Annotated in this window: 27 protein-coding genes; 18 read left to right on the forward strand and 9 right to left on the reverse strand. The window is 63.0% G+C overall.

Features of this window, described 5'->3' with window-relative positions:
• Nucleotides 1–118: 118 nt before the first annotated feature.
• From rplU to holA, 15 genes are all read left to right on the forward strand, one after another.
• Complete coding sequence (gene rplU / locus HMPREF3104_RS03625) at nucleotides 119–421, forward strand: 50S ribosomal protein L21 (protein WP_052203292.1); 303 nt, start codon at nucleotides 119–121, stop codon at nucleotides 419–421.
• 32 nt (nucleotides 422–453) lie between these two features.
• Nucleotides 454–774, forward strand: coding sequence for a 50S ribosomal protein L27 (rpmA, locus tag HMPREF3104_RS03630; protein WP_070494361.1), 321 nt, complete (start codon nucleotides 454–456; stop codon nucleotides 772–774).
• A 182-nt stretch (nucleotides 775–956) separates the two neighbouring features.
• Nucleotides 957–2795 carry a hypothetical protein gene (locus HMPREF3104_RS03635; RefSeq protein ID WP_070494363.1) on the forward strand — a complete coding sequence of 613 codons (1839 nt, stop codon included), beginning with the start codon at nucleotides 957–959 and terminating at the stop codon, nucleotides 2793–2795.
• 10 nt (nucleotides 2796–2805) lie between these two features.
• A complete protein-coding gene (gene obgE / locus HMPREF3104_RS03640; protein WP_052203298.1) occupies nucleotides 2806–4311 on the forward strand; it encodes a GTPase ObgE in 1506 nt (501 codons plus the stop codon).
• 2 nt (nucleotides 4312–4313) lie between these two features.
• Nucleotides 4314–5429, forward strand: coding sequence for a glutamate 5-kinase (gene proB, locus HMPREF3104_RS03645; protein WP_246816343.1), 1116 nt, complete (start codon nucleotides 4314–4316; stop codon nucleotides 5427–5429).
• 18 nt (nucleotides 5430–5447) lie between these two features.
• The gene (locus HMPREF3104_RS03650) at nucleotides 5448–6356 is read left to right on the forward strand and encodes a D-isomer specific 2-hydroxyacid dehydrogenase family protein (RefSeq protein ID WP_070494367.1); all 909 of its coding nucleotides are present in this window, start codon (nucleotides 5448–5450) and stop codon (nucleotides 6354–6356) included.
• Between the two features lie 51 nt (nucleotides 6357–6407).
• Nucleotides 6408–7673: a glutamate-5-semialdehyde dehydrogenase gene (locus HMPREF3104_RS03655; RefSeq protein WP_070494369.1), complete on the forward strand. Its 1266-nt coding sequence runs from the start codon at nucleotides 6408–6410 to the stop codon at nucleotides 7671–7673.
• A gap of 62 nt (nucleotides 7674–7735) precedes the next feature.
• Nucleotides 7736–8131 carry a hypothetical protein gene (locus HMPREF3104_RS03660; protein ID WP_070494371.1) on the forward strand — a complete coding sequence of 132 codons (396 nt, stop codon included), beginning with the start codon at nucleotides 7736–7738 and terminating at the stop codon, nucleotides 8129–8131.
• Nucleotides 8132–8162: 31 nt separating this feature from the next.
• A complete protein-coding gene (gene nadD, locus HMPREF3104_RS03665) occupies nucleotides 8163–8747 on the forward strand; it encodes a nicotinate-nucleotide adenylyltransferase (RefSeq protein ID WP_052206280.1) in 585 nt (194 codons plus the stop codon).
• Nucleotides 8748–8792: 45 nt separating this feature from the next.
• Nucleotides 8793–9260 carry a ribosome silencing factor gene (gene rsfS, locus HMPREF3104_RS03670; protein WP_070494373.1) on the forward strand — a complete coding sequence of 156 codons (468 nt, stop codon included), beginning with the start codon at nucleotides 8793–8795 and terminating at the stop codon, nucleotides 9258–9260.
• A 15-nt stretch (nucleotides 9261–9275) separates the two neighbouring features.
• Nucleotides 9276–9920, forward strand: a complete 645-nt coding sequence (locus HMPREF3104_RS03675) for a histidine phosphatase family protein (RefSeq protein WP_083278910.1) — start codon at nucleotides 9276–9278, stop codon at nucleotides 9918–9920.
• A complete protein-coding gene (locus HMPREF3104_RS03680; RefSeq protein ID WP_070494377.1) occupies nucleotides 9917–10708 on the forward strand; it encodes a DegV family protein in 792 nt (263 codons plus the stop codon). Before HMPREF3104_RS03675 ends, HMPREF3104_RS03680 begins: the two co-directional genes overlap by 4 nt.
• 166 nt (nucleotides 10709–10874) lie before the next feature.
• Complete coding sequence (locus HMPREF3104_RS03685) at nucleotides 10875–11492, forward strand: ComEA family DNA-binding protein (RefSeq protein ID WP_070494378.1); 618 nt, start codon at nucleotides 10875–10877, stop codon at nucleotides 11490–11492.
• Nucleotides 11489–13108 (forward strand): ComEC/Rec2 family competence protein, encoded by a 1620-nt coding sequence (locus tag HMPREF3104_RS03690; protein WP_070494380.1) that lies wholly within the window; start codon nucleotides 11489–11491, stop codon nucleotides 13106–13108. Before HMPREF3104_RS03685 ends, HMPREF3104_RS03690 begins: the two co-directional genes overlap by 4 nt.
• A 23-nt stretch (nucleotides 13109–13131) precedes the next feature.
• On the forward strand, nucleotides 13132–14058 hold the full coding sequence (gene holA, locus HMPREF3104_RS03695) for a DNA polymerase III subunit delta (RefSeq protein WP_052203318.1): 927 nt from the start codon (nucleotides 13132–13134) through the stop codon (nucleotides 14056–14058).
• An 86-nt stretch (nucleotides 14059–14144) separates the two neighbouring features.
• On the opposite strand, the gene rpsT is transcribed toward holA, so the two are convergent.
• Both rpsT and HMPREF3104_RS03705 read right to left on the reverse strand, forming a co-directional pair.
• On the reverse strand, nucleotides 14145–14411 hold the full coding sequence (gene rpsT, locus HMPREF3104_RS03700; RefSeq protein WP_052203319.1) for a 30S ribosomal protein S20: 267 nt from the start codon (nucleotides 14409–14411) through the stop codon (nucleotides 14145–14147).
• Between the two features lie 131 nt (nucleotides 14412–14542).
• Nucleotides 14543–15037: a type II toxin-antitoxin system PemK/MazF family toxin gene (locus HMPREF3104_RS03705; RefSeq protein WP_070494382.1), complete on the reverse strand. Its 495-nt coding sequence runs from the start codon at nucleotides 15035–15037 to the stop codon at nucleotides 14543–14545.
• Between the two features lie 106 nt (nucleotides 15038–15143).
• Here HMPREF3104_RS03705 and lepA point away from each other — a divergent pair, with 106 nt between their 5' ends.
• Nucleotides 15144–17006 carry a translation elongation factor 4 gene (lepA, locus tag HMPREF3104_RS03710; RefSeq protein WP_052203325.1) on the forward strand — a complete coding sequence of 621 codons (1863 nt, stop codon included), beginning with the start codon at nucleotides 15144–15146 and terminating at the stop codon, nucleotides 17004–17006.
• Between the two features lie 46 nt (nucleotides 17007–17052).
• Here the strand turns inward: lepA and HMPREF3104_RS03715 are convergent, their stop codons facing one another.
• Complete coding sequence (locus tag HMPREF3104_RS03715; protein ID WP_070494384.1) at nucleotides 17053–19023, reverse strand: hypothetical protein; 1971 nt, start codon at nucleotides 19021–19023, stop codon at nucleotides 17053–17055.
• 16 nt (nucleotides 19024–19039) lie between these two features.
• On the opposite strand from HMPREF3104_RS03715, the gene HMPREF3104_RS03720 reads away from it, so the two are divergent.
• Nucleotides 19040–20257, forward strand: a complete 1218-nt coding sequence (locus tag HMPREF3104_RS03720; RefSeq protein ID WP_070494386.1) for an alpha/beta fold hydrolase — start codon at nucleotides 19040–19042, stop codon at nucleotides 20255–20257.
• On the opposite strand, the gene HMPREF3104_RS03725 is transcribed toward HMPREF3104_RS03720, so the two are convergent.
• Both HMPREF3104_RS03725 and HMPREF3104_RS03730 read right to left on the reverse strand, forming a co-directional pair.
• On the reverse strand, nucleotides 20237–21076 hold the full coding sequence (locus HMPREF3104_RS03725) for a CPBP family intramembrane glutamic endopeptidase (protein ID WP_070494389.1): 840 nt from the start codon (nucleotides 21074–21076) through the stop codon (nucleotides 20237–20239). The two genes, HMPREF3104_RS03720 and HMPREF3104_RS03725, sit on opposite strands and share 21 nt — an antisense overlap.
• Nucleotides 21073–21723 (reverse strand): aldose epimerase family protein, encoded by a 651-nt coding sequence (locus HMPREF3104_RS03730; RefSeq protein ID WP_070494390.1) that lies wholly within the window; start codon nucleotides 21721–21723, stop codon nucleotides 21073–21075. The genes HMPREF3104_RS03725 and HMPREF3104_RS03730 overlap by 4 nt, the downstream gene beginning before the upstream one ends.
• A 30-nt stretch (nucleotides 21724–21753) precedes the next feature.
• Here HMPREF3104_RS03730 and HMPREF3104_RS12430 point away from each other — a divergent pair, with 30 nt between their 5' ends.
• Complete coding sequence (locus HMPREF3104_RS12430) at nucleotides 21754–21891, forward strand: hypothetical protein (protein ID WP_168156353.1); 138 nt, start codon at nucleotides 21754–21756, stop codon at nucleotides 21889–21891.
• Here the strand turns inward: HMPREF3104_RS12430 and HMPREF3104_RS03735 are convergent.
• From HMPREF3104_RS03735 to HMPREF3104_RS03750, 4 genes are read right to left on the reverse strand one after another with little or no spacing between them, the layout of a single operon-like run.
• Nucleotides 21881–22789, reverse strand: coding sequence for a ribokinase (locus HMPREF3104_RS03735; RefSeq protein ID WP_070494392.1), 909 nt, complete (start codon nucleotides 22787–22789; stop codon nucleotides 21881–21883). The two genes, HMPREF3104_RS12430 and HMPREF3104_RS03735, sit on opposite strands and share 11 nt — an antisense overlap.
• A 32-nt stretch (nucleotides 22790–22821) precedes the next feature.
• The gene (locus HMPREF3104_RS03740; protein ID WP_070494395.1) at nucleotides 22822–24159 is read right to left on the reverse strand and encodes an ATP-binding cassette domain-containing protein; all 1338 of its coding nucleotides are present in this window, start codon (nucleotides 24157–24159) and stop codon (nucleotides 22822–22824) included.
• On the reverse strand, nucleotides 24146–24919 hold the full coding sequence (locus HMPREF3104_RS03745; RefSeq protein ID WP_070494397.1) for an ABC transporter permease: 774 nt from the start codon (nucleotides 24917–24919) through the stop codon (nucleotides 24146–24148). The genes HMPREF3104_RS03740 and HMPREF3104_RS03745 overlap by 14 nt, the downstream gene beginning before the upstream one ends.
• On the reverse strand, nucleotides 24916–25776 hold the full coding sequence (locus HMPREF3104_RS03750) for an ABC transporter permease (RefSeq protein ID WP_070494399.1): 861 nt from the start codon (nucleotides 25774–25776) through the stop codon (nucleotides 24916–24918). Before HMPREF3104_RS03750 ends, HMPREF3104_RS03745 begins: the two co-directional genes overlap by 4 nt.
• Between the last annotated feature and the right edge of the window lie 2 nt (nucleotides 25777–25778).

Here is a 25778-nt window from a genome sequence, read left to right on the forward strand (position 1 = left end):
CGGGCACGGCGGGCCACTGCCACCTAAGAAGGCGGGCCCCGAAACGCTAAATGTTGTTCCATTTCCGTCACCGAGGCATGCCGGGGGCGGGCGAGTAAGAGAGAAGGGGTAACCCTCTATGTACGCGATCGTCAAGACCGGCGGCAAGCAGTACAAGGTTGCCGAGGGCGACCTGGTCAAGGTCGAGAAGCTTGAGGGTGAAGCAGGCGACAAGGTCGAACTCACCCCGATCCTTCTCGTAAATGGCGCAGATGTCACCACCGGCGACAAGCTTGCTTCCAGCAAGGTTGAGGCTGAAATTGTGGAGCAGACCAAGGGCAAGAAGGTCGACATCCTCAAGTACAAGAACAAGACCGGCTACAAGGTCCGTCAGGGCCACCGCCAGCCTTTGACCGTGGTCAAGGTCACCGGCATTAAGTAAGCAAACTTTTCAACGTCAAGGAGATTTGAATAATGGCAACCAAAAAGGGTGCATCCAGCTCCTCGAACGGCCGTGACTCTGAGTCGAAGCGCCTCGGTGTGAAGCGTTTCGGCGGCCAGCAGGTCAAGGCCGGCGAGATCCTCGTTCGCCAGCGTGGCACCAAGTTCCACCCGGGTGAGAACGTTGGCCGTGGTGGCGATGACACGCTGTTCGCACTGGCCGCTGGTTCGGTGCAGTTCGGCATTAAGAAGCGTCGTCGTGTTGTGAACATCGTTCCGGCTGACGGCCAGGGTGTCTCCGCTGAGGTGCTCGAGGCTGCTGAGGCTGCAGGCGTAGTCGAAGAGACCGCCTAAGCTAGCAAAGCTTTCTCCTGCCCCAATCCCCGCATCGTGCAGGGACTGGGGCAGTTTTTGTTTGCCGCCTAACGCCTAAACGCTCTAAACCCCGTGTACAACACCCCGAGTAGACCAGGTTTTGGTGGCGTACTCGGGGTGTTGTACACGGAGTGTAGAAACAGGCCTATTGTGTGAGACTTATGAGCGACAATTCACCGCGCGTTGTAGACCCGTCCGTTGACCTGCAGATGGCGCTTGCCACCCTTGGCCCGGGCCAGGGGCTTTGGTTGAGCCCGGGGGACTACTTCCTGCGGCGTCCCTTGACGCTGAGTGGGCAATACTTGCAGGGCCCGGGCGCAGATAAGGTACGTATTAACGGGCCGATCAGCCTGCGGGATGGGGCGTTGCTGAAAGACGTCACCCTGGCCGGCCCACAAGACACCTACGTGGTTAGCGTGTTTGAGGGCACGGCGGTGATGCAGGACTGTGCGGTTGAGTTCCCTGACGGGCATGAGCGTGCGGCGGTGTCGGTTGAGGATGCGAAGCTGCAGATGGTGTCGTGCACGATTGCGGACAATGACAGTGCCGCGACGGTTGTCTGTGATCGGGGCACGGTTGAACTTGTTGCTTGCAGCGTGGGCTATGTAGGTGGGTTTGAGGGCGCCCAGGTGCTTGTTGCGGGCTCCCGCATTGGCGGGGTGAAGCTTGCAGATAACGCGCACATGCGTCTGGATGCGAGCAGTCTTTTGGCGCCACCTGTGGAGGATCTGGCGCTGCATTTGCAGGCGGGCAGTTCCTTGGTCGCGCCTGTCTTGCGGGTGGATGCGCAAGCGCCGACATTTAAGATTTCCGCAAGTACCCTCCTTGCGCCAACCATTGATTCCGTCAATGGTGAGCAGATCACCCTTGAGGTTGATGCGCAGTCTGAGGTGGACGCGGACCGGTCGGTGTGCGTGTTCACTGAGTTGGACCAGGACAGGGAACGCGGCGAGATCCTGTGGCGGGCTCAGGACGGTGACAACTTTGATGAAGTGATTGCGCCCCGGCTCTTTGACGGAGCTGTGATCCGTCTCGAAGCCGGACGCTACACACTGTCGCATGCTCCTCTGGCAACGAACGTGGCCTTCTCCGGACCGGACCAGGATAAAGGGGAGTGCTTGCTGTGGCTTCACGGCGTCAAGGTGGAAAACGGGCAGCGCCTCATGTTCAGTGACCTGACGTTGTTGCAGGATGATGACGCGATGCTTCTTGGGATCGGCGGCGGGGCGGAGGTGCGTCTGCAGGATGTGGTGGTCGTGCCTGCGCATCGTTTGTCTGAGTACGTACCGATTGCGGTTGTTGGCGCAACGCTTGAGTTGGATCATTGCGTGGTGGAGGCAACACCTGCACGCGCCGAGTTGAATATGCGCCTGTCAAGTGGTGCACGGCTTCGCTCCCGGAACAGTTTCTTGGGCTGGGTGCGTATGGACGATGCTGAGGCCACGTTCGACCAGGACCGTGTCTATTACCTTGCGTTGAACAACTCCAACGCCTCCGGCACCCTGGTTGGGATTGAGAACGCGGCGAATTTCCGCACGATCGTTGCCGAGAACTCGAAGTGCGAGCTGACAGAGCTGGTTACACACGGCGCTGCTATGGAGTGCTTTGTTGAGGATTCGGTGCTCAACGTACAAACATCGCGCACAAGTGAGGGGGAGCGTGTGCGCGTGGTAACGAAGGGTAACGCCACGGTGCATTTCCCAGGCGCTGAACTGCCGGGGATGAAGAGGGAGGGGGATACGGTGGGCGTCGATAAGCAAGAAGCCCCATCGGCTGACATGGTGGTGATGAGCCTGGCCGCAAGGGGTTACCTCTTTGATGAGGAGGCCCTGCGTGCCGCGGTGGCTGCAAGCGCTGCGGATGCGGCGAAGATTGAGCGGATGCTTGTAGACGCGATTGCGATGCGCCTTTTCCGCACCCACGGCGGCAACCTGTCGCAGGCGACGGCAGAGGAGCGCATGACAATTACCGCCGAAGACCTGAAAACCTTAAACAAGTAGGCTTGTGCCCATGGCGCAATTTGTTGATAGGGCAGTGCTGCACCTGCAAGCTGGCGATGGTGGGCACGGGTGTGTGTCTGTGCACCGCGAAAAGTTCAAGCCGCTGGGTGGGCCCGATGGGGGCAATGGCGGCCACGGCGGCGACATCATTTTTGAGGTGTCGCCGCAGGTACACACGCTCTTGGACTTCCAGTTCCGCCCGCACGTGAAGGCGCAGCGCGGCAACAACGGCGAAGGGGACCACCGCAATGGTGCGCGTGGTGAGGACCTGGTGCTTGAGGTGCCGGTTGGCACGGTGGTGCGAAGCGCTGACGGTGAGATCCTGGCTGATCTGACGGTGCCGGGCACCCGCTTTGTGGCTGCTGAGGGCGGCTACGGCGGCCTGGGCAACGCCGCGCTGGCAACGGCGAAGCGTAAGGCGCCGGGATTTGCGCTCAAGGGCGAGCCGGGTGAGGCGCACGACCTGATCTTAGAGCTGAAGTCCATGGCCGATGTGGGCCTGGTTGGCTTCCCGTCGGCGGGGAAGTCCTCGCTGATTTCGGTGCTGTCTGCAGCCAAGCCGAAGATTGCGGATTACCCGTTTACCACGCTCGCTCCAAACCTGGGTGTGGTTAATGCTGGCCATGACACCTTTACTATTGCGGATGTGCCGGGGCTGATCCCGGGCGCGAGCGAAGGCAAGGGCCTGGGCTTGGATTTCTTGCGCCACATTGAGCGCACCGCGGTGCTTGCGCACATTGTGGATACCGCGACGATGGAGCCGGGGCGTGATCCCCTCTCTGACATTGAGGCCCTTGAGGCGGAGTTGGATGCCTACGCCGAGGAACTCGACATGGATTCCGGCCTGGGTGATTTGCGTGAGCGTCCCCGCCTTGTGGTGCTGAACAAGATTGACGTGCCGGAGGCTCGTGAGCTGGCGGAGTTTTTGCGCGAGGATATTGAGCAGCGTTTCGGCTGGCCGGTATTTTTGATTTCCACTGCCACGCGCGAGGGCTTGGATGAGCTGAAGTGGGCGATGTGGGAGGTTGTGCAAAAGGCGCGCAAGGCTCGCCCGAAGGCGGTAAAGCCTGCGGAGCCTATCGTGATTCGCCCGAATGAGGTGAAGAGCACCCGTGATAACGGCATCAAGGTGGAGCGCGACCCGCTGTACCCGGAGGGCTGGATTGTCACCGGTGAGAAGGCGGAGCGGTGGATCCGCCAGACGGACTTTGAAAACGATGAGGCCGTGGGCTACCTGTCTGACCGTTTGGAGAAGGCGGGTGTGGAAGACGCGCTGCGCAAGATCGGTGCGCGTGAGGGCGATGTGGTCACGATTGGTGAGGTCTCCTTTGACTGGGAGCCTTCGCGTGGTGGTGACCCGACGCTTGCTGGCCGCGGCCAGGACGCACGTCTGGGCGGTACGGATCGTGCGTCTGCTGCGGAGCGTAAGCGTGCCTCCCAGGCTCGTCGTGGCTTGATTGATGAGTTTGATTACGGTGCTGGCGAGGCCGCTGAGCGCGAGCGTTGGCAGGGGTAGGGGTGTTAGAACTTCGGGAGCAGATTGCGTCCGCGCGGCGCATTGTGGTCAAGCTGGGCACTTCTTCGCTTGTCGACGCTGACGGAAACCTCGACGCACGCAAAATCGACCTGATTGTGGATACGATTGAGCAGCGCATCGCCCGCGGCACTGATGTGATTGTGGTGTCTTCGGGTGCTATCGCTGCTGGTATGGCGCCGCTTGGGTTGAAGGTGCGCCCGAGGGATTTGGCGACAAAGCAGGCGGCTGCCTCTGTTGGCCAGATTCACTTGGCGCAGGTGTGGGGTGCGTCGTTTGCTCGCTACGGTCGCACGATTGGTCAGGTGCTGCTGACCCAGTCGGATGCAGGCTCGCGTGAGCGCGCCCGTAACGCGCAACGCACCATTGACCGGCTGCGGCAGATGGGGGCGGTGCCGATTGTCAATGAGAACGACACGGTGGCTACCTCTGAAATGCGCTTTGGTGACAATGACAGGCTCTCGGCGATCGTGGCAACGCTGATCAGCGCGGATGCGCTGGTGTTGTTGTCTGACGTGGATGGGCTCTATGACATGAACCCTTCCGATCCGCGGGCGCGTCTTTTGGATGAGGTGCGAAGCGGCAAGGACCTAGAGGCCGTTAAGGCTGGCGACGGTGGCGTGTTTGGCACCGGCGGCATGGCCGCGAAGGTCTCGGCTGCGCGCCTGGCTGCGCGTGGTGGTGTGCCGGTGCTGTTGACAGCAACGGAGAAGATCACCGAGGCGCTTGGGTCTGCTGAGGTGGGCACCGTGTTCCATACCCGCCCGGGCCGCAAGCTGTCCGCCTGGAAGTTCTGGGCGTTGTATGCCGCCGATGCGGAGGGCGTGCTGCGTTTGGACGCCGGCGCGGTCAGCGCCGTCACCAGCGGCGGAACGAGCCTGTTAGCTGTGGGCATTACCGGCATTGAGGGTGAGTTCCACGCGGGCGACATTGTGGAGATCCTGGGTCCGGATTCCGCCGTGGTTGGCCGTGGCGAAGTTGCCTATGACGCGGTCGAGCTTGCCACCATGCTGGGGCAGCATACGCATGAGCTGCCGGAGCACTTGCGCCGGCCTGTGGTGCATGCGGATTACTTGAGTAACTACGCCTCGCGTCTGTAACCGCTACTGTGGGCGGGCATGAAGTTCACGTATGTGCCTAAGCCGAAAGAACAGCCGATTGCAGACATGGAGGCCGCAGGCCACACTTATGTAGCGCTCGAAGACAACCCGGACATGGTGCTCTTCGGCGGTGGCCCGGATGATTTCCCAGATGAGCTGCCGGAAAGCGTCAAGGTGGTGCAGATTCTTTATGCGGGTGTGGAAAACCTGCAAGACGTTTTTGCCAAGCATGCCGCAAACGGTGTGCGTTTTGCCAACGCGGGTGGTCTGTATGACGACACGGTTGCAGAGTCCACGCTGGCGCTGCTCCTGGCGGTGGAGCACCGCATCAAGGCGGTGAGCAACGAGTGGAACAACACGCAGATCTTCGCGGAGAAGCAGTACCTGTTTGAGGACAGAAAGCTGGCCATCATCGGCGCCGGCGGCATTGGCAAGACCTTGATCCGTTTCCTAGAGCCTTTCGGGATGAGCATTACTGCGGTGAACCGTTCTGGCCGTGAGGTGGAAGGTGCGGATCAGACGGTGACGCTGTCTGATGAGGTGTGGGCGAACCACGATTACTTTGTCATGCTCGCCCCGCTGACGGAGGCCACCCGCCACATGGTCAATGCCGAAACCATTGCGAAGATGCCTGATAATGCCGTGGTGATCAACGTTGGCCGCGGCCCGCTGATTGATACTGAAGCGCTGACCGAAGCCCTGACCAACGGCACCCTGCGCGGCGCCGGGCTGGACGTGACCGAGCCCGAGCCGCTGCCGGCGGACCACCCGCTGTGGAGCCTGGACAACTGCGTGATCACCCCGCATACGGCGAACATTCCCCGCTTCATGACAGGCCGCATCGGCCCCCTTGCCGCGAAGAACTGGGACCTGTTCGAAGCCGGCGAGAAAATGTCCACCGAGGTTGATGTTGAGGCCGGGTACTAGCCGGCTACTAACTTCCGGATAAGCGCAGCGGGCCTCGGCTAAGCTTGCCGCATGACTGATCTCAACACCCCACGCGAAGCCGAGCGCGCCGAGGTTTTGGACAAGGCGCGCCGGGCCAAAGATGTAGCACCTACGCTTGCGACCTTGCCGCAGCCGACAAAGAACCAGGTTCTGCATGCCGCGGCCGATGCGCTGCTGAAGCGTGCAGACGAGATCATTGCGGCCAACCAGCGCGACCTGGATGAGGGCCGCGCCCAGGGTTTGGCTGACTCGTTGCTGGACCGTCTCGCGCTGGACCAGGGCCGCATTGAGGGCATTGCGGGTGGGCTGCGCCAGGTTGCGGGTCTGAAGGACCCGGTGGGGGAGGTGCTGCGCGGCCATGTGATGGATAACGGCATCCAGATGAAGCAGGTCCGCGTGCCGCTTGGTGTGATGGGCATGGTCTATGAGGCGCGTCCGAACGTCACCGTCGACGCGTTTGGTCTTGCGCTGAAGTCCGGCAACGCGGCTCTGCTTCGCGGTTCGAAGACCGCGCGCCACTCCAACGCGATGCTGGTGGAGATCCTCCAGGACACTCTGGCTGCCAACGATCTGCCGCGCGAGGCCGTGCAGCTTCTGCCGTGTGAGACGCACGATTCGGTCCAGGACCTGATTACCGCCCGCGGGTTGGTTGACGTGGTGATTCCCCGCGGCGGCGCGCGCCTGATTGAGGCTGTGGTCACCGGCGCCACCGTTCCCACCATTGAGACCGGTACCGGCAATTGCCACTTCTACATCGACCGTGACGCGGAGCTTGATTCCGCCATTGCCATGCTGCTCAACGGCAAGACCCGGCGTGTGAGCGTGTGCAACGCCACCGAGACCGTGCTGGTGGATGCCGCGTTGCCGGAGGAAGCGAAGCAGCGCATCATCACCGCGTTGCAGGACGCCGGGGTGACCATCCACGGCGACGCCACCAAGGGCTTCGTGCCCGCCACCGATGAGGATTGGGGCGAGGAGTACCTCAGCATGGACATCGCGTATGCCGAGGTAGACGGCGTGGACGGCGCGATTGCCCACATTGCCAAATGGTCCAGCGGGCACACGGATGCCATCGCGTCCCAAGGGGCTTTTGCTTTACGACGCTTCGCGGACCACGTCGACTCCGCCGCCGTCGTCCTCAACGCCTCGACTGCCTTTACGGATGGGGAGCAGTACGGCATGGGTGCAGAGATTGGCATCTCTACCCAGAAGCTGCACGCGCGCGGACCGATGGCCTTGCCGGAGCTGACCACCACGAAGTGGATTCTGGAGGGAACGGGACAAACCCGTCCATAAAATACGGACATAAACGCGGTTCTAATGGTTTGCGCAGCGAGAATGGTATACAATTCTGAACCATGAAAACTGCACGTGTGATTGTTTCCCTGGCCACCGCAGTCGCTGTCACGGCTGGCGCTGGCACCGCTGTTGCTGAAACCAGGCCGTCTGATCAGATCGGCTTCGAAAAGAAGGATTGCCCGGTCAATGACAAGGGCGAGATCATCGAGGACCAGTGCAAGACGAAGAAGGAGAATCTTCCTGAGGGCTCCGCGAAGGCGTTCGACACCATCTGGGCTGGCCTGACCTCTTCGCAGAAGGCGTCCTCCGGCGAGGGCTCCTCCAAGGACGCTGAGGGCAACAAGACCGAGATCCCGGGCTGGGGCATCGCCCTGATCGTGCTGAGCGTCCTGGGTGCCGTCGGCGCGGGCATCTTCAACCTGTTCGTTGAGAGCAGCAACATCCGCTTCGTCTAACCCCTGTACCAAACACATGCGTATTGGGGTGATGGGCGGGACGTTTGACCCGATCCACCACGGCCACCTCGTCGCAGCAAGCGAAGCGGCACACCGTTTCGCGCTGGACGAGGTGGTTTTTGTACCTACGGGACAGCCGTGGCAAAAGGCGGGCAGGCAGATTTCGCCAGCAGAGGACCGCTATTTGATGACGGTGATTGCTACCGCCTCCAACCCACGCTTCACCGTGTCGCGCGTGGACATTGACCGTGAGGGCCCGACCTATACCATTGACACCCTGCGGGATCTGCGCGAGGTCTACCCGGATGCGGAACTGTTCTTCATCACGGGTGCGGATGCGCTGAGCTCAATCATGTCGTGGCATGACTGGGACAAAATGTTTGAGCTGGCAGAGTTTGTTGGCGTGACGCGTCCCGGCTATGAGCTGACGGAGGACATGCTGCCGCAAGACATCCAGGAGCGAGTGCATCTCCTCGACATCCCGGCGATGGCGATCTCGTCCACGGACTGCCGCGAGCGTGCGTCGCAAGGGCGCCCGGTGTGGTACCTCGTCCCGGACGGGGTGGTGCAATATATAGCGAAGCATGGGCTGTATCGCCCGCAGGTGGCACAATAGGGGCTATTAACCGCCGGCTCATAGCAAACGTGAAGGAACGTATTTTTGACTGCAGCGCAAATTTCGATTGAACAAGCCTCCATCGCGGCACGTGCCGCCGATGAGAAACTGGGCGCCAACATTGCCGTGATTGACGTGTCAAACGTCATGGCCATTACGGATATTTTCGTGGTTGTGTCCGCTGAGACGGAGCGCCAGGTGGCGTCGATTGTGGAGGAAGTGGAGACCGAGTTGACGGCGGCTGGGTTGGAGCCGAAGCGTCGTGAAGGAAACCGTGAATTCCGCTGGGTGCTGTTGGATTACGGCAACTTTGTGGTGCACGTGCAGCGTGAGGCGGAGCGTGAGTTCTACGGCCTGGATCGTCTGTACTCGGACTGCCCGGTCATTGCCGTTGAGGGTCTTGAGCCGTACCAGCGCCCGGGCGTGTTTGCGGACGACGCTGGCGTTCGCGAGGCAGAAACCCTGGAGGACCTGCCGCTGGCCGGCGAGGGCCCGGACGCTGACGAGTACTAGGCGCGAGTTTTAAGCGTGAAACGTCGACTGATTCTGCTGCGCCACGGGCAGACAGACTACAACGCCACCCGGCGGATGCAGGGCCATCTGGATACCACCTTGTCCGCGTTGGGTGAAGAACAGGCGCGTCGCGCTGCCAAGGGTCTGCGCGAGTTTGGCATTGGCAAGATTGTCAGCTCGGATCTGATCCGTGCCCGCCGGACTGCGGAGATTGTGGCGCGGGAGCTGGGGCTTTCTATTACTGAGGACGCGCGCTTGCGCGAAACCCACCTCGGCCAGTGGCAGGGCAAGACGCATGCAGAGGTTGACGGCGCGGACGCCTCGATCCGCGCGCACTGGCGCAACAACGCCGCCTGGGCGCCGCCGGAGGGCGAGAGCCGCTTGGATGTGGCCAAGCGTGCGCGTCCGGTGGTGGATGAGCTGATGGATTCCTACACCGACTGGAACGATGCTGCGGTGCTGCTGGTGGCGCACGGCGGTACGATTTCCGCGCTGACGTCTAGCCTGCTCGGGTTTGCTGAGCAGCAGTACCCCTTGCTGAAGGGGCTGGGCAATACGCACACCTCCCAGCTGGTGGCCATGCCGCGCTACGGTGCGCAAGACCCCGGTGAGGTGCAGTGGTACCTGGAGGCCTGGAACCAGGGGCCGGATGCGTTATGACGGTGCGTGTAGTTGTCGATTCCGCCGCCGGCCTGCCCGCCGAGATCGCCGAGGAGCTCGACATCACGGTTGTGCCGATGCACGTGATGGAAGACGCCGATGGTGAAGGCTCTACGTCGGGGTTGACGGCGCTTGAGCTGGCTGCGTGTTACGCCCGCCAACTGGAGCGCGGCGGTGATGAGGGCGTGGTGGCGCTGCACCTGACCAAGACCATGTCCTCGACCTGGTCGGCGGCGGTGACCGCCTCGGGCGTGTTTCCTGGCACGGTTCGCGTGGTGGATACCGATACCGCTGGCATGGCCATCGGCGCAGCCGCCATGGCGGCCGCCACGGTTGCCCGCGAGGGCGGCACGCTTGAGCAGTGCGAGGAGATGGCCGTCAACACCCTGAAGCGCGCGGAGACCTGGCTGTACCTGCAACAGGTGGAGGGCCTGCGCAAGTCTGGGCGTTTGTCTACCGGTACCGCGCTGTCTGCAACCCTGCTTGCCACCAAACCGATCCTGCGTATGCACGACGGCAAGTTTGAGCTCGCCGCGAAAACCCGCACGCAGACCAAGGCATTCGCCAGGCTTGCAGAGCTGGTGCTTGAGCGTGCCGACGGCGAACCCGTCTTCGCTGCTGTCCAGCACGCGGATGCCGCCGACGCCGCTGAGCAGTTCGCGCTCATGCTTGAAGAGGTCCTGCCGCAGCACTCGCAAGTACTTGTAGAGCCGATGGTGGACGTACTTGCCACCCACACCGGCAAGGGTGCGATCGGTCTGTCGGTGATCTTCGCCGAGCCCGCGTGAGTGCCCTCTCGCGCGCCAAGTGCGTACTGAAAACCGCCCCGTATTTTCAATAACTCGCGCCTTCTTTTCATTAAGAGCGCGTTTCTGTGGATAACTTCGCGCGTTATCCACAGTCGCCCGATGCACCACTTCCGTGCCTTGCGCTGCCGGTTTACGGTCTGCAGGCATGAACCTCAAAGACAGAATCAAGGAGCTTTCCCGCCCAACCGGTGAGGAAGATACCCTGCCGGTGGAGTACCCGGCGCCCAGGTTTGCGGTGGGGCGGAAGCAGGCGGTGGCGGTGGCGCTAATAAGCATGGGGCTCGTCGGTGCCTGGGCGTTTACCCGACCGCCCGCGCCGCAACCTACCTGGGAGGAGCCGCCCGAGCCTGCCGAGATCGTGGTGTCCGTGGTGGGGGAGGTCGAACACCCCGGGCTGGTCACTCTCGCACCCGGCGCGCGCGTGGCCGATGCGCTGGCGGCTGCCGTGCCCAAAGAGAGTGCGGACCTGTTGGTGCTCAACCAGGCGCAGGTGCTTGTGGACGCCCAACAGATCCTCGTCCAACCCTCCACCCCGGATGCAGCGCCTGAAGTTGTCGGGGTGGAGGCGAGCGGCCTGATCTCTATTAACACGGCGACGGCCGAGCAGCTGACCAGCTTGGACGGGGTGGGGCAGGCAACGGCCAATGCGATTGTGGCGCACCGGGAAGCCAACGGGCCGTTTGCCACCCCGGAGGCGTTGATGGAGGTCAAAGGCATTGGGCCGGCGAAGTTTGCGGCGCTGGAAGGGCAGATCACGTTGTGAGTGAGCTTCGGCTAGTGCCCGCGGCGGGGGCGGTGTGGCTGGCGGCGCTGGTGTGCCTGTGGCAGGGGCCGGTTTGGGCCGCGTGCGTGGTGGCTGCGTTTGTCGTGGCGTGCCTTTTGTGGCGCGAGTTTGGGCAGGCGGTGCTGGTTGGTTCGTTGGGGTTGGCGTCGTTGGTGGTGGCGTTGGTGCGCCACCGCGCCGCGCAGGCGTGGCAGTTCGGTGACACAGTGGTGGCAACCGTCTCCGGGCAACCCAGGCTTTTGGCAAGCGACACCTGGCTGACGCGCGTTGCGGTGCCCGGGCATCCCTCGACATTGGCTGTGTTTAGCCGTGAGATGTCCGAGGGCGTGGTTTCGGGGACGGTGGTTGCCGCACACGGCACGGTGGGGGAGAGCACGCTTGTCGGGGTCAACCCGTACGTGTTCAACGGCACCCTTGAGGTGGTGCAAGCGCCCAGCGGGTTCGCGGCGTTTGCACAGCACGTGCGCGAGACCTTTGCTGCATCCGTTGTGCATACGGTGGGGCCGAGTTCCCAGGGGTTGATTCCGGGGATGGTGCTTGGAGATACCTCCTTGCAAACGCCTACCGAACAACAGGCCTACATAGATACCGGCCTGTCGCATTTGTCTGCGGTCTCAGGCAGCAACGTGGCCATTGTGACTACCGCGGCGATTGTTCTGACCACGCTGTTGGGACTTGGGTTGCACTGGCGTTTGGTCGCCGCGGGTGCCGCGCTGTTGGTGTTTGCAGCACTCGTGGGCCCGGAGCCGAGCGTGCTGCGTGCGTCAGTGACGGGGCTGGTGGGCATGGTCGCGGTGCTGACCTCCACGCGCGCGGAACCCATGCACGTGCTCTGTCTTGCCGTGATCGGCCTGGTGTTTGTGGATACGGATCTTGCGGTGCACTACGGGTTCGCCCTGTCCGTGGCGGCAACCGCCGGCATCGTGGCGCTCTCGCCCCTGTTGTACCGAGCACTTGCGTTTACCCGCTGGCCGGACATTGTGGTGCGCGCGCTGTCCGTGGCCATCGCCGCAGACGTGGTGACCATGCCGATCGTCTCTGTTATGGCCGGCCAAGTGTCGCTGGTGTCCACGGTGGCCAACACCTTTGTCGCTCCCGCCACGGCACCTGTGACCGTCCTTGGTCTGTGCGCCGCCGTGCTGGCGTTGCTTCCCGGCGGGCTAGAGGTGCCGCTGCTGCTGATTGTGCAGCCATTTACCTGGTGGGTGAACAAGGTGGCGGTGGTGGGGGCGTCATTACCCCTGGCCACCGCGCCGATTGGCCCTTTGGCGGCGATCGTGGGCTACGGCTGGATCATCTACGGCTTTTTAGCGGGGAGGCCGCGGCTGACGGTGGCGTTGGCCGTCGTCACGCTGTGTGTAAGCAACCTTGCACCCCCGCGCGCACCGGTTGTGGACCAACACCAGCTTGTCGCACACGTAGTGGACACGCGCGCCGATGTGGAACCCGTCCCACCCGGCACACAGCTGGTTGTGGTGTTGGAAGACGGACCACCCACCACGCGCGGCACCAAAACTGTCGGCGGCATCCCCGTCGTGTTTCCCAACCGCGACGGCCCGGTCACCTTGCGTACCGACGCCTCACGCTCCCCCTAACCACGCCCCCTAGAATAGAGCGCATGCAAAACCCCGTGCACCTGGTTTTAGGCGAAGACGAGTTCCTCGCCCAACGCGCCACCAAGGAGATCATCGCGGACGCAGGCCCCCAAGCCGAAGTGACCACCCTGCGCGGATCCGACGTCACCGCAAGCGAACTCGCCCAGGCCACAAGCCCCTCCCTGTTTGCCGAGGACCGCGTGCTGGTGGTGGAGAAAACCGAACTCGCCGGCAAAGAACCCGTCGAAGCACTCCTGCGCGCCTGCGTGGACGTGGCGCCCGGGGTGACCATTATCGTGCAGCACACCGGTGGGGGACGCCAGAAGGCCTACGCCTCCAAACTGGCCAAAATCGCGCAAGTGCATAGCGTGGCGCCGCTGCGTGACCGGGACCGCCAAAGCTGGCTCACCAACGAATTCAAACGCCACGGTGTGCGCCCCACCCCAGACGTCGTGGCCGCGCTGCTGGAATCCGTCGGCTCTGACCTGCGCGAGCTTGCCAGTGCTGTGAGCCAACTGATCGCCGATACCGAGGGCGAAATCACCGTCGCCGCCGTACGCGAGTACTACACGGGTGTTGCGGAAGTCGCCGGCTTCGACATCGCCGAACAAGCACTTGCCGGCCGCGCCGACCGCGCACTGGCCTCCACCAGGCGCGCTCTCCAACTGGGCACCAGCCCCGTCGCCATCGCAGCAGCACTGGCCTACAAGGTCGGCGACGTTGCCAAGCTCTACGGCGTGCGCGGCAACCCCGAGCAACTCGCACGCCAACTAGGCATGCCGCCCTACGGTGTGAAACGCACCATGCAAACCGCACGGCAGTGGAGCGGGGACGCGATCTCCGAAGCGGTAATCATCGTGGCCGACTTGGACGCCACCGTCAAAGGCCAAGGCGGCGACCCGGAGTTCGCCGTCGAAGACGCCGTACGCCGCATCGCTGAGCTGGCTTAGCTGAGCTGGCGGCGCGGGGGAGCGTCGCAAAGCAAAACGCCCCTGCGGCCACAAGGACCACGGGGGCGTAAATCAAGCGGAAGTGCTTAGCCTTCCATCTTGTTGAAGGCGCGAGCCATGTTGGACTTCTTGTTCGCAGCGCTGTTGCGGTGGAACACGCCCTTGGTCACAGCCTTGTCCAGCTTGCGGGAAGCCACGCGCAGCTGTGCCTCAGCAGCAGCCTTGTCGCCGGAGGCCACGGCCTCGCGGAACTTGCGGATCTCCGTACGGGTGGCGGATCGGATGGACTTGTTGCGCACGCGACGCTTCTCGTTGGTCAGCACGCGCTTCTGCTGCTGCTTGATGTTAGCCATGTTTGCACCTCTTGCTAGTGGTATCGATGATGTCGAAAACGCGGACCCAAGGTCCTGCCCGCGTTACACACATTCGCCCTGTTTTGGGCAACCACTCAAAAATAGCAGTACGCCCAGGCGGTTACCAAATGCTAGCTCCAGTCAAAGTGGTCCCGCAGCCGGTTCGCCACCCGCTCAAAGCGCAGCGGCGGCAGGGTGGCGCCCCGACGATGTACGTCACTTTCCGGCACACACAGCGTCTTATCCAGGCGCACCCAGCACGGCTCGCCGGAACTATCCCAGCTGCCACAGCCGATGCCCAGCCAGCGCGAATCCTGCGCGTGGTCCTTCTCCGGCGAGATCAACAGCCCCAGCACGTCATGGCGGTCGCGGCCCACAACCAGCATGGAGCGCTCACTCGGCGGCTGGGACGGCACGGTTACCCACACCACCTCGCCCGGTTCGGCGCTGCCGTCCATATCAGGCGCGTAGTAGATGTTGCGGGGGATTTTCGCGGTGGCCTTCACCTGCACTCGCGCCGCCAGATCTTTGCCGCGGCGCACGGCGGGGCTGGCCAAGCGTTCGTTGAGGAGCGCCAAGCCGCGGTCAAGGGACCCTGCGCGTTTGCGTTTCAACAACCTGCGCATGGCCGCCTCCTTTCTTGAAGGCAACTCTAGGTTCTTTGGCAGGTTGGCACAAGCACTTTTTGCCGGTGTTTCTCATTTGCGTGTGCACCGGTAGAATCCTGGGGTTATGGCTGCCTTGAAGAAGAATTATGCGGAAGAGACGTTTACGGACCCGTCGAAAATCCGCAACTTCTGCATCATTGCTCACATTGACCACGGTAAATCCACGCTGGCGGACCGCATTTTGCAACTGTCCAACGTGGTGGATGCGCGCGAGATGCGTGACCAGTACCTGGACAACATGGACATTGAGCGTGAGCGCGGCATCACCATCAAAGCGCAGAACGTCCGTCTGCCTTGGACCACCGCCGATGGTGAAGAGTTCGTGCTGCAGATGATTGACACCCCTGGTCACGTGGACTTCTCCTATGAGGTTTCGCGCTCGCTCGATGCGTGCGAGGGGGCTATCTTGCTTGTGGACGCAGCCCAAGGCATCGAAGCCCAAACCCTAGCCAACCTGTACATGGCTATGGACAATGATCTTGAGATCATCCCGGTGCTCAACAAGATCGACCTGCCGGCGGCGGACCCGGAGAAGTACGCGCTTGAGATCGCCAACATCATCGGCTGCGAAACCGAAGAGGTGCTGCGCGTTTCCGGCAAGACCGGCGAAGGCGTGCCGGAGCTTCTGGATAAGGTGGTGGAGTTGATCCCGCCGCCGTCTTCACGCGGCGAGGACGGCGAAGAACTTGGTGCAGACGCCCCGGCGCGCGCCCTGATCTTCGACTCGGTTTATGACACCTACCGCGGCGTAGTCACCTACGTGCGCATGATGGACGGCAAACTGCTGCCCAACCAGCAGGTGCAGATGATGAACACCGGCACCAAGCTGGAAATTCTGGAGATCGGCGTGGTTTCGCCCACCATGAAGAAAACCAAGGGTCTCGGCCCTGGCGAGGTGGGCTACCTCATCACCGGTGTGAAGGATGTGCGTGAGACGCGTGTGGGTGACACGGTCACCTGGGCGTCGAAAGGCGCCGAAAAGCCCCTCGAAGGTTTCGAGGAAGTCATGCCGATGGTCTACTCGGGCCTGTTCCCGGTTAGCCAGGAGGACTTCCCGGCATTGCGCGAGAGCCTTGAGAAGCTCCAGCTTAACGACGCCTCGCTGACCTGGGAACCCGAAACCTCCGTCGCCCTCGGCTTTGGTTTTCGCTGCGGCTTTTTGGGCCTGCTCCACATGGAGATCACCCGCGACCGCCTGGAGCGCGAGTTCGACCTGGACCTGATCTCCACAGCACCGTCCGTAACGTATCGCGTGATCCGTGAGGACGGCACTGAGCAAATCGTGCACAACCCCTCCGACTGGCCCGGCGGCAAGATCGACGAGGTCTACGAGCCGATCGTGAACATGACCATCATCGTGCCCCAGGAATTTGTGGGCACCACGATGGAACTGTGCCAGTCCAAGCGCGGCCAGATGAAGAACATGGAATACCTCTCCGAGGACCGCGTGGAGCTGCGCTACATCATGCCGCTGGGTGAGATCATCTTTGACTTCTTCGACATGCTGAAGTCCCGCACCAAGGGGTATGCCTCCCTGAACTATGAGGAAGCCGGCGAGCAGCTCGGCGACCTGGTGAAGGTGGACATCCTGCTGCAGGGCGAGCCGGTGGACGCGTTCAGCGCGATCGTGCACAAGGACTCCGCCCAGTGGTACGGCAACAAGATGACCAAGAAGCTCAAAGAGCTCATCCCACGCCAGCAGTTCGAGGTACCGGTACAGGCCGCGATTGGCTCCAAGATCATCGCGCGTGAAAACATCCGCGCCCTGCGTAAAGACGTGCTGTCGAAGTGCTACGGCGGCGACATCTCCCGTAAGCGCAAGCTGCTGGAGAAGCAGAAGGCCGGTAAGAAGCGCATGAAGTCCATCGGGTCTGTGACCGTGCCGCAGGAAGCATTCGTGGCAGCGCTGTCCACGGACGAGGAGTAGGCCTCACCTACTCCCCGGCGGGGCGCCTAGTGCGCGCCGCCTGCGCCTACCGCGCGCTGCCGCCGCGTTTCCACGCGAACAGGCGCTGCACCACCCACACCACGGCGAACATCAACACGAAGATGATCGCCGCCATGCCCAGGTTGCCCCACGGCCCAGTCCAGCCGGCGGCGTCCGCCCAGTCCGGCGCACCAATGGCCGCGGCGACAAAGCCAAGCACCAGGTTCATGGCTTCGGCGCGCTTGGATTCTTCGTCTGCAATCGCACCCGAGAGCTGCTCGAACTGGGTGCGGATGACGTTTTGGCGTGACTTGACCTTGGAGTCAAAATCATCACGCAGCTGGTCAAAGTTGGTGGCCTCCTGCAGGCCTTTGAGCACGCGGGTGTCAATGTCGCGCCCAGGTACGGAGCGGAACCACAGCTTGTCGCGGATCTCAATGTGATCTAGCTGCAGCTTCTCCAGGCGCTCAAGGTCCGCGCGCAGCTCGCGGTGGTGCATGTCTTTTTCCGCGGTGCCGCTTTTCGCTGCGCTCTTCTCGCCGACAACCTTCAAGGACTTGCGCAGGTGCGCCTCACCCGCCTGGGCGCGCATCTGCAGCATCACCAGATCCACAAAGCGTGACCCCGCCATGGACCAGTAGCGCATTCCCTCGCGGCTGGCGGATTTGGTGCGCACCATGCCTACCCCGTTGTCGGAGGTGAACACGGTCCAGGAGGAGAGTTTGGCTGCCAGGAAGCGTCGTAACGCAGCAGGCGTTTGGGCGGGCACGGACTCGGGGTAGGAGTCCGCACCGGTGAGGATCTGCCAGGCCCATTGTTCGTGCCAGGCCCAGGTGCTTTCGGTGTCGTCGCGAAGCACAAGGGGCGCTTCGATGTCGTCGGGGACCGAGCCGTTGTTGCCTTCGCCCAGTGTCTTGTTCACCGAGTTGGGGCGCGCCGGGTTCGGGATGGCAAACGCTACGCGTTGGGGCGCCGGCAGCGTAAATGTCTCCTCCCGCAAGCCCAGCGGGGCGGTGGTAGGCACCAGGCTGCCGTCAGAACCGATGCGCATGGAACGGTCCCGGCCCAGCGCCTTATCAATACGCGCCACCGCCAGGTTGGTGAACTTGGTCAGCGCGTAGAGCTGCGGCGGGCTTTCCTCGTAGAAATCATCGTGCTCGTAGAACTGCGAGGAGTTGCGCGGGGTGTGCAGCGTGGCCGATAAAAACCCAAGCGTTGCATTCGAGATGTTCTCCGCGGCCACGTTCAGGATCAGAAAGTCACTGACCACGTGTGCTGGCTGCGGCTCATCAGGCGCAACGTCAGTCAGGTTCAGGTCATGGAACTGCATGACCTCTGCGGACAGCAGCCGCAGCGTGGCGGTGCCGTGGCTGTTTCGCTCGCCGCGGATTTGGTCTTCCCAGGGCCGCTGCTCGTCGTAATTAACCAGCTCATAGAACGTTTCGTTGCGCACCGGCTCAAACACGAAATGGTGGGCGCTGATCGCGGGGTCCCACCCGGCATCAGTAATCGTCACCTCGCGCACCTTCTCAGGCGTGATGCGCTGCTCGGCGCGCTGTTCGGCGAGTTTTATCGCGTCTTCGTGCCACATCACTTCCTTGCGTTCTGAGTGGCTCCAGTTGGACGCAAGCTCTACGTCCACATCCACCGACGCCGCACCGGTGGCCTTGTCCATCGGGTCCACAAAACGCGTGCGCGCGTCGTTGTAGAAGGGACGTCCGCCTTCAATGATGGGGTCGCCGTAGTAGCCGTAGCGGGGCTCAGGTTTGCGAAACACCCCCAGCGCCGGGTCCCACTGCGGGTTCTCCACGGTGCGCACGCCTTTGTCACGGCCGTAGCGCCAGCCTTCGGCGGTGGCGAAGTCAAACGGCTCGCCATATTTCGCCAGCCCGGCGGCGCGCGGGATGGGCATGATGATGCTGAAAAACGCCAGGCGCCACTCGGGTAGGATCGGGGCCTTAAAGTCTTCCGGCACGTAGAAGTCGTGCCCGATGCCGTTCGACGAGTGCAGTTGCATACCTGGGAGGATACCTTTGAGCTCAACTGTTTATTTTCCTGGCGTACAGCAGCGTGAGCACACCATCACCGTCCCCATTGACCGTGCGAACCCTGCCGCAGGCGTGATCACGGTGTTTGCGCGTGAGTTGTTCACGGACGCGTCGCTGCCGTACTTGATCTACTTCCAAGGCGGCCCCGGCAAGCCCGGCCCGCGCACGGTGATGGGCTGGATCCCGGAGGCGTTGAAGCGGTATCGCATTTTGCTTATCGACGAACGCGGCACCGGCCTATCCACCAAAGTCGACAAAACCACGCCAGAGCGCATCAATGCGCACTTCTTGTCGCATCTTCGCCCGCCGGATGTCGCGGCGGATGCGGAGGCGCTTCGCATCCACCTTGGTATTGAGCAGTGGGATGTGCTGGGCAATTCCTTCGGCGCGGCGTGCGCGGGCGCCTATTTGGCGTACTACCCGCACGGGGTGCGTCGCGCCCATTTGGCAGGCTGTGTGCCGGAGCCGGAGATGGATGTGGACGCGTTCCACCGGGCGGAGTTCCGGATGTTGCGGGAGCGCCAGCTCAAGCTTTTCGACGCTGTGCCGTGGATGCAGCAACGCGTCGAAGAAGTAGCTAAGCACGTGGACACGCATGAGGAGTTCATGCCGACGGGGGAGCGCTTGTCGTCGATACGCATGCGCACCTCGGGTGTGCTGATTGGTGAGGAAGGTGATTTCGCCGCCCTTGCCAACCTGTTTGAGTCCCCGTTTACCAGCTATAAGGGGCAGATGCGGCTGCGTGGGGATTTCCTGGCGCAGCTTGGCAGCATCATCTCACTGGAGACGATGCCGCTGTGGGCCGTGATCCATGAAAGCGTGATGGCGCGCCCGGGGCATGCGATCAACTGGTCTGGTGAGCGCATCTACCGCGAAGAGTTTGCGGACCTGACGTTTCTGGGCAACCAGTTCTTCACCACGCACTTCAAGGAGGACCCGGCGCTACGCCCGTTCTACCAGGCTGTGGATGAGGTACACCGCATGGATGACCTGGCCGCGCAGTCCGTGGACGTTGCAAACAACACGGTGCCGGTGGCTGCGATCTTGTACCCCCAGGACGTGTATTTGCCGTTTGAGCTGTCCATCAAATCAGCCGAGAAGGTGGGCAACCTGAAGCTGTGGATTCATGACGACTGGCTTCACGACGGCATCTGGGCCCACGGCGCCGACGTAGCCAAGGGCCTATTCACCATGCTGGACTAGCGCTGGTGCCGGGGTAGCGCTTTCGCTTGGTCCGGGCAGCTTCGCGCGGGTGAGCCACGCGATGCCAGCGGTAACGCCCACCGTCAACCCGGCGCTGAGTGCGGTCTCGCCCCAGGAGATATCGGTGGTCACCACAAGGTCGGGGCGAAGCGCCTGGGTGATGAACACGAACGTGTTGCTCGCGGCGTGCAGCACCACGGCTTGCTCGATGCCGTTGGATCGCCACGTCAGGTACGCCGCGCAAAGCGCGAAAATGAAGATGTCTACAAGTCCGATCACGTTGTAGAGGTGCAGAAACACAAAGGGCAGCACGCCCGCGCCGTAGGCAACCCACGCTGGGCGCAGCCAGTTGCCCACAATCTGGGGGATGGCGGCGCGAAACACAAACTCCTCAGTGGCCGCTTGGACGGGCACGACCAGCACCATCGCAACAACCAGCGCGAGCGTGGAGGTGGTTACGGTCCACCCGCCGCTTATGCCATCGACCACCAACAGCACCCCATATACCGGCACTGCTACTGCCGCGGCAACGCCCACGTAGCGCCAGCGCACCCGGTTGGCCACCGACACCAGCCCGGCCGGGTTTCTTTGCGCAATCCATGCCGCCACGAACGGCGCGATGATGGAAAGCGCGATGATAAATACGTCGTTCGGCCCGGCGGCGTCCGCATCAGCAAACTCGATAAATAGCTCGGGGTTGATCAGCCCCGCAGCGATCACGATGAGAAACTGCACGCCCACAAACAACGCGATTAAAAGCGCCAGCTCCGCCAGCGCCAGCCAACCGTTTCGCGGCCGGGCGATTAGGTGAAAACTCATACCTGCACCCTAAGGCCGATCTCCACTTCCTGGCCAGGCTGCAGGTCAACGCCGTCACGCTCAGGCCCCAGCAAGGCGGGCTCGACGCAGACGAACTCGCGCCACTCCTCATCGCCAAGCCCTGGCGCTTGCGCGCATTCCACCGGGCCGGGGTTCCACACCACGGCGTGGTCGGTGCCGGTGGGGGTGAGGGTGAGGGTGCGGTGGGCGTCGATAAGCAAAAGCTCCGAGGTGGTGGCAAAAACGTAGTCGACTTCCTGGCCAAAACGCACCTCGCCGCAGAAACGCTTCAGCTGGCCGTCGGTTTTGTCGAAATACTGCGCGCCGTCCACCCCGCGCACCGTGGCACTTGTCGTGTCCACCGCCCAGTACGGGTGCAAGGCAAGCTGCACGCGTCGCACAGTGTCAGACTCGTTGCGGCAGCTCAGGCGGAAGGACAAGACCGAGGCAAAAAACTCAAGCCGCAGCCCGTCGTGGACCAACACCCCGTCATCCCACGGCAACGATTCCGCCCAACCATGCATCTGCTCGCCCAGCGTGGTGGCAAACCACGGCGCAACCACAGGCATCCCGCCGTGCTCCGCACCAACGCGGGAGGAAAACAGCAGGTCACCGGTCGGGTGGGGGAGGTGTCGCACTAAAACCATGCGGCAATGGTATCGCGATACAATGAGCGCATGCAGACACCGGTTCCCCGCGAGCAAGTGCGGTTAAGCGCCATTGAGCGCCAGGAATTCGACGCCCTTGCTGCCCAGTTTGAGCGGGTGGAAGAGCACGTGCTGGATGCGTCGCTGATGCTCTACGTCAACAGGTAGGCAACTCGTCCGCCTGCGTCGGGTAGGACGGTTGCGCGCCGGGTTTGGTCACAGCGAAGGCGCCGACGCGTGCGGCGAATGCGGCAGCCTCGTCCAACGTGTCGCCCTGGACAAGCCGGTAGCACAGCGCGCCTGCGAAGGCGTCACCTGCGCCGACGGTGTCTACCGCTGTGACGGTTGGGGTGGGTACGGGGCGCACGCCCTGGGCGTCGGCAACCAGCGCGCCTTGCGCACCCAACGTCAGCACTACGGAGGCAAAACCGGCCTCCACCAGGCGTTTCGCAAGCTCCTTAGGCTCGCCCTCACCACGCAAGCCCAGTTGCTCCAGGATCAGACCGGCTTCGTGTTCGTTGGCCATCAGCGGGTCCGCCTTAAGCAGGGCTTCGCGCGGCACGTCCACCACCGGCGCCAGGTTCACCGCCACACGCCCGCGCGCCAGCTCCACGGCACGCGCAAACCCGTCCGCAGGGATCTCGCCTTGCAGAAGCACCAGCTCAGCAGCTTCCACGGGGGCCTTATGCTTCTCGACGCCCCGCGCATCCACCCCCACATTCGCCCCCGGCACCACGATGATCGTGTTCTCCCCGTCTTCCGACACCGTGATCACGGCTAGGCCGGTGACCTCGGTGCTGATGGTTTCGACGTGGGTGAGGTCCACGTTGGCCTCGCGAAGCAGCGCGGTCGCAGGATGGGCGTTCGCGTCCGCGCCAACCGCGCCGACGAGCGCCACGCGTGCACCGAGGCGCGCCGCCGCCACAGCCTGGTTCGCGCCCTTGCCGCCGGCGGTCACACCACCGCCTGAGCCGAGCAAGGTTTCGCCCGGGTTCGGGTGACGCGCGACGTTAACCGTCAAGTCCGCGTTAATAGAGCCAACAACGGTGATCTGCGGGTGGTTCATAGCCACCGAGAATACGCGTGATTGCCCGCGTTTTACCCGGAGATAACGGAACGGATCAGCTCACGCGTGTATTCGTGTTGCGGGTTCGCCCAGATCTCCTCGGTATTACCGTGCTCCACAATCCTGCCCGCCTGCATCACAGCAAGCCGTGGGCAGATTTCACGCACCACGGCAAGGTCGTGGGTGATGAAAATGAGGGTGTTGGTGTTCACGGTGTCGCTAATGAGCGAAAGCACCTGCGCACGCAGCGACACATCCAGCGCGGAAACCGGCTCATCGGCAAGCAACACGTCGGGGTGCGGGGCGGCGGCTCGCGCAATGGAGATGCGCTGGCGCTGACCGCCGGAGAACTCGCGCGGCAGGCGATCGCCGGTGCCGGCCAGGTCAACGGCGCCCAGTACCTCCTCGGCGCGCGCGTGGTCCACGCCGGCCTCGCGGATGGAATCGCGCACCTTCATGCGCGGATCCAGCGAGGCGTACGGGTCCTGGAACACCATCTGCATCCGCCCGCTGGTGGTCACGGTCCCCGAATCGGGCTTCAACAGCCCCGCAATCGTGTGGATCAGCGTGGTTTTGCCGGAGCCGGAGCCGCCGACGATGCCAAGGCGTTCGCCGTTGTGAACCGTCAGCGTCACCCCGTCGAGCGCCTGCGTCTTGCCGCGGCGCAGCGATACGTCACGCAGCTTTACCACCGGCTCACCCAGCACAGTGGGTGAGGCGGGCGCGCCGGGTTTCGCCGCAGCCGCCAGCGCCTGCGCATACTCAGAGTCACCCGCGACGATCTCGCCGCCACGAAACACCAGCTGGCGCGTGGTCATCCGGCGCACCACCGCCAAGTCGTGGGAGATGAAGATCAGGCCCATGTCGCGCTCGCGTACTAGCCGGTCGATCAGGTCCAGGATTTGGGCTTGGGTGGTGGCGTCGAGGGCGGTGGTGGGCTCGTCGCAAATCAAAAAGTCCGGGTTCTGCTTCAGCGCCAGCGCAATCAGCACGCGTTGGCGCTGCCCGCCGGACAGTTGGTGCGGGTAGGCCTCGGGGCGGTCCACGCCAACGTCCACCAGCAGCTCGCGCGGCACCAGTTTGCCCACTTTGGTCAGCGGGTCAAGTGCGGTCATCGGCTCCTGGAAGACCATGCCCACCGTCGCACCGCGAACGCGCCGGCGCACGCGGTCGGGGGTACCCACCATCTGCGTGGCGTCGATAGTGATGGAGCCTTCAACCGGCAGATCAACAAGCCCCATGATGGCCAGTGCAGTCAGTGACTTACCGGAGCCGGATTCCCCGATGATGCCGAGGCGCTCGCCGCGCGCCAGCTCAAACGAAATTCCATGCAGGATGCCTGCAATGCGCAGATCCTTAACGACGATCACGCGAACCCCCAATCACATTCAATGCCAACACCGTCAGCACAATCGCAAGCCCTGGCCACAGTGCCAAATGCCACGCGGTAGCAAGGTACGGCTGCGAGGCCTGCAGCATCCGACCCCACGAGGCGTACGGGGCAGGTGCACCCAGGCCCAGGAAGGACAAGCCGGCCTCTGCCAGGATGGCAAGGGCCGCAGCCACCGTCGCCTGGGTAATCACCAGGTGGGCGATGTTTGGCACAACGTGCCGCCACGCAATCACTGGCCCAGGCACGCGCGCCATGCGGGCGGCCAGGATGTAGTCCTGGCTGAGCACCTGCAGCGTGCCCACACGCGCCACGCGCACAAAGCCAGGGATCCCCGCGATGCCGATGGCCAGCACCACAATCCAGATCGACGCGCCGAACACGGCGGTAAACACAATCGCCAGAAGCAGCGCGGGGAAGGCGAGCAGCAGATCGCTTGCGCCCATGACCACGCGCCCGGCGCGCCTACGTATGCCCGCCCAGATGCCCAGCGGGATGCCCACGAGCGCGGAGATACTCACCGCGCCCAGCACGACGGCCATGGTCAGGCGCGCCCCGCTCATCACGCGGGATAGCACGTCGCGGCCTAGCTCGTCGGTGCCCATCAGGTGCTGCAAGGTCGAGCCTTGCAGGCGTACCGACGGGTTGGCCTGCAGCGGGTCGTACGGCGTCCACACCAAGGACAACAGTCCGAGCACGATCATCAGGCCGACAATGACAAACCCTACGGTGCGTTTCATCGACGGCTCCTTGGGTCAATGGCGGCATACAGCAAGTCAACAATCAGGTTGACCACCAGCGTGAACGCCACCAGCAGCATCATCACGGTCTGCACGGTAGTCAGGTCGCGGTTGCCCACGGAATCCAACAGCAGCGAGCCCAGACCCGGCACGGCAAAGACACGCTCCACCACCACGGCGCCAACGATCATGGTGGATAGCTGCAGGCCCGTCACGGTGAGCACGGGCAGTGCGGCGTTGCGCAGCACGGAGCGGTAGAGCACTTCGCTTATCGACGCCCCCTGGCTCCTGCCCGTACGCACATAATCCTTGCCCATCTCTTCAACCACGGCGGCGCGCACGTAGCGGGTCAGAATCGCCGATTGGACCAGGGCCAGCGAAAACACCGGAAGCACGGTATGCGCAGGCGTGCCCCAGCCGCCGGCAGGCAGCCAGCCTAAACGCACGGAGAACGCACTGACCGCCAGGATGCCCACGAGGAACGAGGGCACCGCAATGCCCACCTGCGTCAGCCCAGAGAGCACCGCGTTTGGTTTGCGCGCCAGGTGGATACCCAGCGGTATGGCGGTGATGAGCGCCAGCAGCATGGCAAGAATGGTCAGCGTCAGGGATACCCCGGCGCGCTCCCAGATGGTGTCGGTGATCTCGCGGCCTGAAGACATGGAGATGCCGAAGTTGCCGGTGAGCATGTTTTTGACCCAGTCGAAGTACTGGATAATCAGCGGGCGGTCTGTGCCTAGGCGTGCGGCTAGCTCTTTGACCGCTTCTTCGGTGGCGGTCACGCCAAGCGCGATGCGCGCCGGGTCGCCCGGCACCGCACGCAGCAGCACGAAAATAATCACGCTTGCCGCAACCATCA

This window comes from Corynebacterium sp. HMSC30G07 (genome assembly GCF_001806945.1).
GTDB classification, from domain to species: domain Bacteria; phylum Actinomycetota; class Actinomycetes; order Mycobacteriales; family Mycobacteriaceae; genus Corynebacterium; species Corynebacterium riegelii.